The 12094-nt window shown below is 23.3% G+C and carries 12 protein-coding genes; 6 read left to right on the top strand and 6 right to left on the bottom strand.

The features are described from left to right. The first annotated feature begins 134 nt into the window (after positions 1 to 134). On the top strand, positions 135 to 635 hold the full coding sequence (locus BGI41_RS03400) for a DUF308 domain-containing protein (RefSeq protein WP_088538837.1): 501 nt from the start codon (positions 135 to 137) through the stop codon (positions 633 to 635). A 272-nt stretch (positions 636 to 907) separates the two neighbouring features. On the opposite strand, the gene BGI41_RS03395 is transcribed toward BGI41_RS03400, so the two are convergent. Then, positions 908 to 2989 carry a DEAD/DEAH box helicase gene (locus BGI41_RS03395; protein ID WP_088538836.1) on the bottom strand — a complete coding sequence of 694 codons (2082 nt, stop codon included), beginning with the start codon at positions 2987 to 2989 and terminating at the stop codon, positions 908 to 910. Between the two features lie 240 nt (positions 2990 to 3229). Further along, entirely contained in the window at positions 3230 to 3697 is a 468-nt protein-coding gene (gene moaC, locus BGI41_RS03390; RefSeq protein ID WP_088538835.1) for a cyclic pyranopterin monophosphate synthase MoaC, read from the bottom strand. A 192-nt stretch (positions 3698 to 3889) separates the two neighbouring features. Here moaC and BGI41_RS03385 point away from each other — a divergent pair, with 192 nt between their 5' ends. Continuing rightward, on the top strand, positions 3890 to 4675 hold the full coding sequence (locus BGI41_RS03385) for a sulfide-dependent adenosine diphosphate thiazole synthase (RefSeq protein WP_088538834.1): 786 nt from the start codon (positions 3890 to 3892) through the stop codon (positions 4673 to 4675). A 349-nt stretch (positions 4676 to 5024) separates the two neighbouring features. Continuing rightward, a complete protein-coding gene (locus BGI41_RS03380) occupies positions 5025 to 5330 on the top strand; it encodes a hypothetical protein (protein ID WP_088538833.1) in 306 nt (101 codons plus the stop codon). Positions 5331 to 5503: 173 nt separating this feature from the next. On the opposite strand, the gene BGI41_RS03375 is transcribed toward BGI41_RS03380, so the two are convergent. From BGI41_RS03375 to sppA, 4 genes are all read right to left on the bottom strand, one after another. Continuing rightward, positions 5504 to 6595 (bottom strand): glycosyltransferase family 4 protein, encoded by a 1092-nt coding sequence (locus tag BGI41_RS03375; protein ID WP_088538832.1) that lies wholly within the window; start codon positions 6593 to 6595, stop codon positions 5504 to 5506. A gap of 137 nt (positions 6596 to 6732) precedes the next feature. Next, the gene (gene cbiD, locus BGI41_RS03370) at positions 6733 to 7869 is read right to left on the bottom strand and encodes a cobalt-precorrin-5B (C(1))-methyltransferase CbiD (protein ID WP_088538831.1); all 1137 of its coding nucleotides are present in this window, start codon (positions 7867 to 7869) and stop codon (positions 6733 to 6735) included. A 394-nt stretch (positions 7870 to 8263) separates the two neighbouring features. Further along, the gene (locus BGI41_RS03365) at positions 8264 to 8554 is read right to left on the bottom strand and encodes a thioredoxin family protein (RefSeq protein ID WP_255377147.1); all 291 of its coding nucleotides are present in this window, start codon (positions 8552 to 8554) and stop codon (positions 8264 to 8266) included. A 293-nt stretch (positions 8555 to 8847) separates the two neighbouring features. Beyond that, on the bottom strand, positions 8848 to 9720 hold the full coding sequence (gene sppA / locus BGI41_RS03360; protein ID WP_088538829.1) for a signal peptide peptidase SppA: 873 nt from the start codon (positions 9718 to 9720) through the stop codon (positions 8848 to 8850). Positions 9721 to 10022: 302 nt separating this feature from the next. Between sppA and BGI41_RS03355 the strand changes: the two genes are divergently transcribed. The 3 genes from BGI41_RS03355 to BGI41_RS03345 all read left to right on the top strand — a co-directional run bounded on the left by BGI41_RS03355 (position 10023) and on the right by BGI41_RS03345 (position 11811). Continuing rightward, complete coding sequence (locus BGI41_RS03355) at positions 10023 to 10883, top strand: shikimate kinase (protein WP_088538828.1); 861 nt, start codon at positions 10023 to 10025, stop codon at positions 10881 to 10883. A 363-nt stretch (positions 10884 to 11246) separates the two neighbouring features. After that, positions 11247 to 11576 (top strand): chorismate mutase, encoded by a 330-nt coding sequence (locus BGI41_RS03350; protein ID WP_088538827.1) that lies wholly within the window; start codon positions 11247 to 11249, stop codon positions 11574 to 11576. A 40-nt stretch (positions 11577 to 11616) separates the two neighbouring features. Next, positions 11617 to 11811 (top strand): 30S ribosomal protein S17e, encoded by a 195-nt coding sequence (locus tag BGI41_RS03345; RefSeq protein WP_042706849.1) that lies wholly within the window; start codon positions 11617 to 11619, stop codon positions 11809 to 11811. The last annotated feature ends 283 nt before the right edge of the window (positions 11812 to 12094 follow it).

Raw genomic sequence — 12094 nt, 5'->3', positions numbered from 1 at the left:
TCTCTCTTATTTTAATTTTTTTTTAATATTATTTTCTTAACTCTTTTTTAAAAAAATTTATAAATAATTTTGATTAATAATTATATAATTATTAATTATTTTTTATCATAAAATTTAAAAAGGAGGTTAATTTTATGAATGATTTATCTATTACTGGAATTATATTGTTTATTTTCGGTATTATTATCATAATATTTCCTTATCTTAGTCAAACATTTTTATCATTTGTACTAGGATTGATATTTATTGTTTATGGTGTAATTTCCTTAATAAGGTCTTATGATAATTGGAATTATACTCCAGGACATTCATTAACACGTATTATTGGGGCAATTATTGGTATTATTTTAGGTGTTTGTTTACTTGGTAATATTTATCTTTTCAGTGCATTAGTTGGAATAATATTTTGGATTGTTGGTATTCTTATGATGATTTTTGGAGTTGCAGGAATATATTATAGGGAATATGATCCTTTAAGAGCTTCTTCAATAATAATGCTTATTTTAGGTGTTATTACTGTATTACTTGGTTACTTCTCATTCCTTGATCCATTTTATGTTTCACTTATTTTAGGAATAAGTTTAATTATTGATGGTATTGGATTTATTTCTGCAGGAGAAAGTGCTTATTATTAAGTTCTTTTTTCTTTTTTTTTATTTTAAAAGTAGTTTAATTTTTTAATTCTTAAATTCTTATTTTAAATTAGTTTAATTTTTATTTTAGTTTTTAGTAAAAATAGTTTAGTTTTAAAAATAGTTTATTTATTTTTATTTTTTTAGTAAAAAATAGTTTAATTTTAAAAATAGTTTTTTTTAGTTTTTAGTAAAAAATAGTTTAGTTTTAAAATAGTTTTTTAGTTTTTTAGTAAAAAATAGTTTAATGAGATTTAAAAATTAGATTATTAAATCTAATTATTATAATTCTCAGCAAATTCTTTAATTCTTTTAGATAATTTTTTACCTACTCCATCAATTTTTTGAAGTTCATTTTCTGTAGGTACTCTTAAATCATCACCAAAGGTATCAACTATTTGACGGCCACGTTTTCTTCCAAGACGTTTTACTCCAATAACTAATGGTATTATGTCTTCTTTTACACCATAGTATAATCTTGCTGATAATTTATTTAATTCATTATCATATTTATAGATTCTAAGAATGTTGAATATGTCTTTTGCAAATTTAGTAAGCATTGATGCTTCTATTGCACTACGTCTACATGATGCAGAGTATACATGATATTTATTTTCAATTTCTTCTTCTGTTCTTTCATTTATCCATTCTATAAGAGATACTGTTGTAGCTTCTGGACTTCCTATTTCTGTAGTAAATAATCCAAGTGATGCCATTTTTTCTTTAGTTGGATCTTTACTTTTTCGAGCCATGAAACTAATAAGTGGCATATCTGGTGTTTGTGAAAGTAAATAAATGAATTCTCCAATGTTTATATAATCTTCAACATTATTTGCATATTCTTTTATTTTTACTGCAGTTTCAACAGAGTAATTTGATTTAGCTATTAATTCACCAAGTTCTGTTGTTTTAAAACCTTCTGGTGTTGGTCTTATAAATTTATTACTCATTAAAAATTCAAGGGAACTTTCTATTTCAAATTTTAAACCTTCTTCTGCAAAGAAGCTCATAGATTCATTTGAGGTCATTTGGAATCCATATAATGTTTTCATAAAGAAATCTTTTAATTCATCTTGTGTTTTTGATAGTGATGATGATATTTGTGCTATAATCTGTTTTTGGAAGGCATCTTTATTTTCAACTAATTTAGATGTTGTTGGTTCAATTTCTCCATTAATATATATGTCTTCAAGTTCAACTGCTTCATCACTTGTTTTAGCAAGAAGATAAGAGTATCCTTCATTATCATATAATGGTCTTCCTGCTCTTCCAGACATTTGTTCATAATCAAAAACAGGTATTCTTTGTGAACCATTATTTGTCCAACGAGTATAATCACGAATTATTACAGATTTTGAAGGTAAGTTTACACCATACATTAAACTTGGTGTTGCAACAATCATTAAAATATTTCCAGCTCTAAATTCATCTTCAATAATTTCTTTTTGTTCTGAGAATAAGCCTGCATGGTGGAATACACAACCATTTTTAGCTGCATTTGCAAGATTTATACATGTTGTTGTAGGACGTGATCCTTTACGTTTTGGAACATCAAGTAATTCTTCTGCAACTTTATTAAAATGTTCTCTTTCTTCTTTTGTTATTTTGTTTTTAATTTTACTTGAAACATATTTTGCTAAACTTTCAGTAAAACGTCTTGTTGAAACAAATGTTAATGCTTGAGAATTATCTTTTATTGATTTTTCTATGATTTTAACTACTACATCATTTTTATTTTTAACATTAAACATTTCATTATCAAGTACTTGTTTATTAAGTGGAACTGGCCTATAATCATGTTCTACAACTTTTGCATCTAACCATGTTTTTATATCTTCCATATTTGATAGTGTTGCAGAAAGTGCTATTACTCTCATTGATGGATTTATTAATCTTGCTCTTGTAAGAGCACATTCTATTGTTGGTCCTCTTGATGCTTCTCCTATCATGTGGAATTCATCTACAACTATTGTATCAACTTCTCTTAATGTACTCCATGAGAAACGTGTTATTGCATCAAAACTTTCAAATACCATTACTGAAAGATCTGCATATCTTGGACTTTTACCTACTTTAATTCCAAATTCTTCAAATTTTTTAAATTCTTTTACTTTCTCATTTTGTATTGATACAAGAGGTACTGCATATATTCCTTTACCACCATTAAGAATTGTTTTAAGTAAACCAAGTACTCCTAATACTGTTTTACCACTTGCAGTTGGAATTGCAATAATGTAGTTTGAATCATCGTTAATATATCCACTTTCTATAACTGCTTTTTGTGCTGGATTGAATTCTTTAATATATGGATATGCAGTATTTATAATTTTTTTCATATCTTCATCTAGGCTTTCCATAATAATCCATTCTATTTTTTTAATAATTCTTAGTTTTATTTTTTAATATTTAAAAGATTATACTAAGACCATTTGAAAACTATTAATTTTATAAAGTATTTTTTTATTTTAAGTTTAGATTTTTAATATTTTTTTAGTTTATAAAATATTCTTTTAAGTTTAGCTTCTTTTTTAGTTTTATAATATCTTCTTTTAAAATTAGCTTTTTAATTAAAAATTTATTAAATTATTTTAAAAATTTTAAATTTTTTCTTTTTTAATAACTTCAATATCTGATATTTTTGTATCTGGGTATTGTCCATTTTCATCTTTTTCAACTGCTTTAACCATATCCCAAATTGTAAGTAATGCAAGACTACATCCAGTAATTGCTTCCATTTCAACACCAGTTTGCCCTTTTGAATTTACACTTACTATTGCTTTAATGTATTCTTTTTCTACTTCAAAGTTTACTTCAATACCAGTAATATGTAATGGATGACATAATGGAATCATTTGTGAAGTGTTTTTAACTCCTTGAATACCTGCTATTTGTGCTGTTGTTAATACATTACCTTTTTTAATATCTGAATTTTCTATTTTTTCTATTGTTTCATTTTTAAGGTAGATTTTTCCACTTGCTGTTGCATTTCTTATTTGTTCTGGTTTTGAACCAACTTCTACCATATGTACTCCATTTTCTGTTAAATGTGTAAAATCTTTGCTCATATTACTTACCTCATAATTAATTAAATTAATTATATATTTTTTTATTTATTATTAAATAATTTTTATTATTTTGAATAAGTTTTATATAGTATATTTATCATAATTAATAATGATAAATATAATTTTTTTTAGTATTTTTTTATTAAATATTATAAAATTGTATTTATATTATTTTTAAATTAGGTGATTTTTTTGAAAAAATTAGATGATGTTGTCGTATCAAGGGCAATTATACAAGAATATATGAATGATTTTTTAGATTACACCGATATGGATGTTGCTATTGGTGGTGGAGGTCCATCTGGTGTAGTTGCAGGTTATTATCTTGCAAAAGCAGGATACAAAGTAGCATTATTTGAACGTAAACTCAGTATCGGTGGCGGTATGTGGGGTGGAGGAATGATGTTTAATAAAGTCGTTGTTCAAGAAGATGCTAAAAGAATCCTTGATGAATTTGGAATCAATTCTAAAAAATTCCAAGACAATTATTATACTGTTGATTCAATTGAATGTACCTCTACTTTATGTTCTAAAGCTACTCAAGCAGGACTTAAAATATTTAACTTAATGAGTATTGAAGATTTAATGATAAGAGAAGAAGGAGTAAGAGGAGTAGTATTAAATTGGAGTTCAGTTGAAATGGCAGATTTACATGTAGATCCATTAACTGTTAGAGCAAAAGCAGTAATTGATGCAACAGGTCACCCTACTGAGATTACTAAAATTGTTGAGAATAAATTAGGTGAAAAATTAAATACTGAAACTGGTAAAATTATGGGTGAAAAATCCATGTGGGCAGATCGTGCAGAAGGTAAAATTCTTGATAATGTAACTGAAGTATATCCAGGATTATATGTAACTGGTATGGCTGCTAATGCTGTTCATGGTTCTCAACGTATGGGACCAATCTTTGGTGGAATGTTATTATCTGGTGAAGATGTTGCTAAAAAAGTAATTAAAGACTTAGAAAATAGATAATTTTTTATCTATTTTTTATTGTTTTTATTATATATTGCTTGTTTTCTGTATCTATTTTTATTATAATTTAGCTATTTTTTTTAAAAATTAGTTATTGTATAGTTTTTTTAATCTATTTTTATTGTTTATTTTAGTTTAAAATTAATAGTCTATTTTTAATTTATTTTAATAGTTTTATCTAGTTAAATTCTCTTTTTATAAAATTTATTTTTCTATTTATATTAAATGTAAAAATTAGTTTATTAAAAATATTTTCTAATTTTAAGTATAAAAATAAATAATAATTTATATTTCTTAATACTTATCATTATATAATTGAATATTAATTTATTAGGGGTAGTGAATTAAAATGTTACCAGGACCAGATTTTAATGGTGATGGAAAGGTTGATATTGAAGATGGTATGATTTACGATCTTATTGATGGAGAACCTCGTCGAGAAGAATTAGAAGAAAGAGCAAAAATAGTAAATGAAACATCTAATTATAGAAGACCTCAAAATTATACAAAAGTTAGAAATAAAAATAAAGAAAATAAAAGTACTAGTACTAGTTTAGTTGAATTTGGAAAGTTTATTGTAGGTTTATTAATCTGTGTATTGATTATTGTAGTAACAATTGCTCTTGTTTATTATTTAATAAAATTTCTTTTTTAAATAATTTTTAATTAAAATGAATATTGTAATGTTGATTTAGTTATTTTCCATATTATGTAATTTATAAAAGTATAATTAGTATTATGGGTTTAGTTATTTTCCATATTATGTAATTTATAAAAGTATAATTAGTATTATGGGTTTAGTTATTTTCCATATTAAATAAAATATAATTATTTTAATTCATCATATGGAATTTCAACTTCTGAAAAATCACATGCTCTTGAGCGAGCATTAGATTTAAATTTATTTAATAATTTATTATCTGAGAATATTTTATCAATACCATTACTAATTGATTTAATGTCTTCTGGATTTACAAGAACTCCAACATCATCAGTAATGATTTCTTTAATTCCACCAACATTACTTCCGATAACACTACATCCACATGCAAGTGCTTCAATAAGTACAAGTCCAAAACTTTCTGTATGTGATGGTAAGATTAGTGTATCACAGTTAGGTAATATCTTTTCAACATCTCTTCTTGCACCAGTAAAATAGATATTATCTACATTTTCAGCTAATTTTTTAAGATTATCTTTTTCTGGTCCATCACCAACAATTACTAAATTATAATTTGTTTTAGCTATTTTTTTAGCTTCAATAATACTATTAACATTTTTACGTGGTATTAAGTTACCAACAAAAACAAGTATTGGATAATCATTATTAAGATTATATTCTTCTTTAAGTTCTTTTTTAAAGTCATAATTATTTTCTTGATTAAATTTACTTATATCTACTGAATTTTGATATAATCTTAATTTTTTACTTAATCCATTAACATCTATTTTTAGTATATTATCATAAAGAGCATGACTAACAGCAAGTACAATATCTGCTTTTTTAAGTACTTTTTTTATTATGTGATGTGTGTATGGTTTTTTATTATATAATTCAAATATATCAGATCCATGTGCTGTTACATAGGTTTTGATATTTAATTTTTCTCCAACTTCTACAGCTACAAGTCCTGCAGGTACAAGGTAATGACCATGTATTATGTCAATGTTTTCTTTTTCACATAATTTTTTTAATTCTTTTTTTGCATTGAAGTAAAATCCAAGTCCTCTAAGTCCTGGAATATTCACACCTTTTGTTCCAATTACATGAATTCCATCAATATCTTTAATATCTTTATGAGGGTATGTAATTACATATACAGTATGCCCTCTTTTTACAAGTTCATGTGCAAGTGAATTAATATGAACACCTACTCCTCCAATATGTGGTGGGAATTGACCTACCATAGCTATTTTCATCACATCACCTTTTATTTTAATTAATTTTATTAATTGTTGATTTTTATAAATTACTTAATTTTAAAATATTTATTTGAGTAATTTACTATTTTTAGTAAAAGATTTATTTTAAGTAATTTAGCTTATTTATTAAGTATCTATTTAAGTAATCTTTTATTATAATTTGAATTTAGTATATTTCCTTCCATATCTACTATAATAACATTTAGCTCTATATCAAATCTATCTTTTACTCTTTCTCTTATTGCATCTGCAATACTATTTAAAACTATTATATCTAAATCTTTTTTCTTTAAAATTTCAATAATTTCTTCAGTAGTTTTACATTTATAAACATCTTTAATTGTTTCAGTATCAGCACCACATATTCCTGTATGTGCAGCAAATATTTCACGTCTTCCATCTGCAATTGAATGTTTTGTATTAAATATTCCTCCTGCAAGTTTTACAAGTTTTCCAATATGTCCTACTAATTCTGCTTTTTTAATACCTCTTTTTTCTGCTTCTTCAAAAATAAATCCTACAAAATTAGTCATTTGAATTACTTGATCTGGATTTATATCAAGTATTTTATTTGCTATTTTTTCACCAATATTTCCAGGAACAAATATTAAATCTTTATATCCTTCTTCAATTGCAATATTAAGTGGTATGAGAAGTGAATCTTTATATGCTTTAGTACTCATTGAACGAGCTATTCCTGTTGTACCTAGTACTGATATTCCACCTATAATGCCTATACGTGGATTCATTGTTCTTTTTGCTAATTTTTCACCTTTAGGAATATAAATTGTAACAATAGCTATTTTATTATTTGGAACAATATTTTTTAAATTTTCTTTAATCATTTTACGTGGAACTGGATTTATTGCATATTCTCCAATTGGTATTTGAAGACCTTTTTTAGTAACCTTACCTATTCCACATCCTGCTTTTATTATAACATTATCTTCTTTTGAGATAAGTGGATTATTATAATCAATATTTATTGAATTTTTATCTACAAGTTCTACTTCAGTAATGATTTCAATATTAACAGTTACATCAGGATCATCATATGGATATTTATGTGCTGAAGCTTTTGCTTTATTAGTAGTTATTTTCTTACAAGAATCTAAGAATATATCTAATTTTTCTTGTGGTGTTTTAATTTGAACTATAGCTATTTCTTCATTGTTTAGTAATTTTTTTAAACTAGCAAGTGCACATGCAGTAGCTATACTTCCAGTCGTTGGTCCAAATTTATATCCTTTTTTAGAGGTATTATTTTTCATAGGTTTTAATTTGTATTTTAAATTATAAAAATTAACTTTTATTTAATATTTAAAAATACTTGTTTTTTTTATTAATTTTGTTTTTAAATTAAATTTAAAATCTTAATATCTTTATTTTTAGATTAATTTTAAAACTAGTAATTATTTACTATTTTTAAAATTTAATTTTCTTATATTGGATTAATTTTAAAAGTATTTTTTTTTAAAATAAGTTTTTTTATAAATATAAAAGTTATAAGAATTTATTTAAAAATTAGTTTTAGTTAGTTTAAGTTTTTGTTAATATTTTTTTATTTAAAAATTAGTTTTAGTTTGTTTATGTTTTATTAATATATTTAAAAATTAGTTTATATTTGATTTTAAAAAGGTTTAAAAAAAGAGAAAAATTAGCAGTTTATTGTAAACTAGCTAATAATTCAGGTAAACTTGGAGCACCTACAAATGAAACTTTATTATCAATTACAATAGTAGGTACAGCCATAATTCCATACTCAATTGCTTTATCTCTGTTTTCTAAATCTTCAACGTTACAGATTTTAACATCTAAATCTGGAACTTCTTGTTCTGCTTCTTTTACAACTTGTATTGCTCCAGGGCAATGTGGACAAGTTGATGATACAAATACTTCAACTTTAGTCATTTCAATCATCTCCTTATATTTTTGTTTACTAAAGTAAACTTTTATTAATTGTATAAAAGTATTTTTATTTAATATATAAACTTTATGGTTTTTACATTAATTTAATACTATTTTTAATTATTTAAATTATTTTAATTATATTAATATTTGGTTTTTTCTTTCTTTTTCTTCTTTTTTTATCTTTTAAATTAAATAAATATTATTAATTTCTTTATAGCTAAAATAATAATTTTATATTTAAACTTAAAATTGTTCATGTTCTTACTAACAAAATTTTAAGATATTTCATATTAATTTTTTTGTTCATGCTTTTACTAACAAAATTTCACTATTTTTTTTCATGAATTTTTTAAGAAAGTTTTAAAATTTATAACTGGAAGTTTATTACTATTTTCAATTCCTAAGAAAAGATTTGAATTAGTGTTTATAGTTTTAGTTTCATAATATGAAGATAAATTTCCAAGTTTACTTGCATAGTCTATTGCATCTTTTTTACTACCTATTTTATCAACAAGTTTTTTATCTTTTGCTTCTGAACCATCATATATTTCTCCATTTGAGATACTATCAACATATGATTTTGAAAGATTTCTATTTTTAGCTATTTCTGCTTTAAAATTATCTGAATCATGATCTACAATTTTTTGAAGCATACTTGTTTCATTTGAACTTAAATTTCTATAACTAGCACCTATATCTTTATATTCTCCACTTTTAATAGAGTATATATTAATTCCACTTTTATTATAATATTTAGATAAATCTGTTAATGTTATAATAGCACCAATATTTCCAATCATTGATGAATTTGTAGTAACAATTTCATCACATGCACTAGCAACAAGGTATGCTCCAGAAGTTCCACTTTCACCTATCCATGCAACTGTAGGTTTTGATGTATTTTTAACCATTTGCATCATTTCATTACTTGCAACTGTACTTCCACCAGGAGAATTAATATCTAAAACAATTGCACCTACTGATGGATCCTCATCTGCTTCAGTAATAGCCTTTTGAAATTCATCTGGAGTAATTATTTGATTTGTACCATCAGAATCATATGATATTTCACCATAAATAGGAATAACTGCAACACTTGTACTACCAAGTAATCCTGTAGCAGGAAGTATTGAGAATAATAATATTATAACAAAAATAATTATAAATCCTCCAATAATTCCATATCCAAAATATTTTGTTTTATCATCCATTTTTATCCCTAAATATTAATTTTAATTTAATAATTGAGTTTTAATTTTTATATCGTTTACTTAATTATATAAATCAAGTTTTTAAATTTTTTACTTATTAAAATATTTATTTAAATTATAAAAATATATAATTAAATATTATTTAATTTAAAAAATTTTAATTATTTCTTAATTTATTTTTAAAAATATTTAATTTAATCTTATTTTAATAAAACTAATTAATTATATATAACTATTTTAATAAACTTTATTTTAATTAAAAATTTTTATATAATTTTTTATTTAGTATCATAGGTGATTTTTTGAAAAAAATAGTTAAATCTTTAGGTTCAGCTACAATTATAAATGCAATAGCTTCTGGGTATGGTTCTGCATTTGGTATTGATTTAAATATAAAATGTGAAGTTAAAACAAATAATAAAAATAAAATTATTTCTCATCCAGATATTGATGTAGACACTAAATTAATGGATATGTGTGTAGAATCTGTTTTAAATCATTATGGTGTTGATTGTGGAATTGATGTTAAAACTAAAACAAATCTTCCACTTGCATCAGGTTTATCAAGTAGTAGTGCTCTTTCAAATGGTGTTGTTTATGCTACTTCTCTTCTTATTGCAGATGAGTTTGATATGGAACCGTTAAGTGATATGGAAATTCTTAAACTTGCAATTGATACTTCTTTAGATGCAAAAGTTACATTTACTGGTTCTTTTGATGATGCTGCAGCATCTTACTTTGGTGGTGTTGTAGTTACAGATAATTATAATAGAAAATTATTAATTAAAGAACCAATGGAAGAAAATTCAGTTTTAATTTTTTTAGTTGATAAAGAATCTTCAACTTATAATTGTGATTTATCAAGAATGCAACTTATGTCACCTATGGTTGATATTGCATTTGAACAAGCAAGAAATAAAAATTATTACCTTGCTCTTAATTTAAATGGTTTATTATATAGTAGTGCATTAGGATATGATCCAAATATTGCACTTGATGCTTTATCAGTAGGTGCATTAGCTTCTGGTTTATCAGGTACTGGTTCAGCTATTTCAGCAATTGTTAATGATAAATCAATAGATAAAGTAAAATATATTTGGTCTAATTATGAAGGTACTATTATTGAAACTAAAGTTAATAATGAAGGTAATGTTGAATTATAATTTTTACTGAGAATTTAGTAAATATTAAATTTATAATTTATTTTTATAAAATTTAATAATATTATAGCTATTAATTTTATTTTAAATAGAATTATAACTATTAATATCATAATTTAATAGAAATTTTTTTATTTAAAATTTAATTTTTTTTTAAAATAATAATATATTAAATTAAAACTTAATATTTAATGAAGTACAAATTGTATAATGTAAAGATTTAATTGATTTTTACTTATTTTAATAATATTTTTTTAAAAATTTTAGTTAATACTTTAAATTATTGAAATATTAAATATATTTAAATATTATAAAGATTAAAAATTCTATTATTATGATTATTATAAATTTTGGAGATTTTTTTTCATGAAAGATTATGTTGTTGATGATTTGTTTGATAGTGAAGAAGAAGCTAAACAAGTCCTTGAAGATTCTAGAAAAAAGATTGATGAACTTGATAATGATTTAATTAATGTTATTTATGAACGTACTTCTCTTGCAGAAGATATCGTTAAAGCTAAAACTTACTTAGGTATGGATATTTACGATGCAAGTCGTGAAAAAAATGTACATGAAAAAGCTCAAAGATTAGCTACTGAAAAAAACATTGATAAAGATATTTTAGATCAAATCATGACTATGTTAGCTATTCTAAGTAAACGTGAACAAAAACATATCTTAGATAATTTAGAATAATATGATTTATTTTTTTTTTTAAAAATATGGAGGCATGACTATGGGAAATATAAGAACTACTTTTGTAAAACGTATATCTAAAGAACTTATTGAAACCCACAACGATTTTACTACTGATTTTGAAACTAATAAAAAATTAGTATCTGAATATTCTACTGTTAGTACAAAACATTTAAGAAATAAAATCGCTGGATATATTACTAGATTAATTAAATTACAAGAAGCTCAAGCTTAAGTATTTTAATTTTATCTATTTTTTTTAATATTTTGTTTTATTTTTTGTTTTAAATTATTAAGCTATTTCTATTTTTGAATTCTTATTTTATTGATTAATTTTTATATTTTTGTTTTAAGTGTATTTTTTAGTTATTTTTTGTTTATTTTTGGATGTTTTTACTATATTTGAATTATATTTGTTTTTAACTTATTTTTTTATTTTTGGATGTTTTTTGTTTTAAGTGTATTTTTTAGTTATTTTTTGTTTATTTTTGGATGTTTTTACTATATTTGAATTATAT

Origin of the sequence: Methanobrevibacter sp. 87.7, assembly GCF_002208625.1 — an archaeon.
Lineage (GTDB): Archaea > Methanobacteriota > Methanobacteria > Methanobacteriales > Methanobacteriaceae > Methanarmilla.
This window is presented reverse-complemented; position numbering and strand designations above follow the sequence as displayed.

Bases quoted from the DNA above. Each gene is read 5' to 3' on its own strand.
- BGI41_RS03400 (WP_088538837.1), top strand. From the start codon at position 135: ATGAATGATTTATCTATTACTGGAATTATATTGTTTATTTTCGGTATT.
- BGI41_RS03395 (WP_088538836.1), bottom strand. From the start codon at position 2,989: ATGGAAAGCCTAGATGAAGATATGAAAAAAATTATAAATACTGCATAT.
- moaC (WP_088538835.1), bottom strand. From the start codon at position 3,697: ATGAGCAAAGATTTTACACATTTAACAGAAAATGGAGTACATATGGTA.
- BGI41_RS03380 (WP_088538833.1), top strand. From the start codon at position 5,025: ATGTTACCAGGACCAGATTTTAATGGTGATGGAAAGGTTGATATTGAA.
- BGI41_RS03375 (WP_088538832.1), bottom strand. From the start codon at position 6,595: ATGAAAATAGCTATGGTAGGTCAATTCCCACCACATATTGGAGGAGTA.
- cbiD (WP_088538831.1), bottom strand. From the start codon at position 7,869: ATGAAAAATAATACCTCTAAAAAAGGATATAAATTTGGACCAACGACT.
- sppA (WP_088538829.1), bottom strand. From the start codon at position 9,720: ATGGATGATAAAACAAAATATTTTGGATATGGAATTATTGGAGGATTT.
- BGI41_RS03350 (WP_088538827.1), top strand. From the start codon at position 11,247: ATGAAAGATTATGTTGTTGATGATTTGTTTGATAGTGAAGAAGAAGCT.
- BGI41_RS03345 (WP_042706849.1), top strand. From the start codon at position 11,617: ATGGGAAATATAAGAACTACTTTTGTAAAACGTATATCTAAAGAACTT.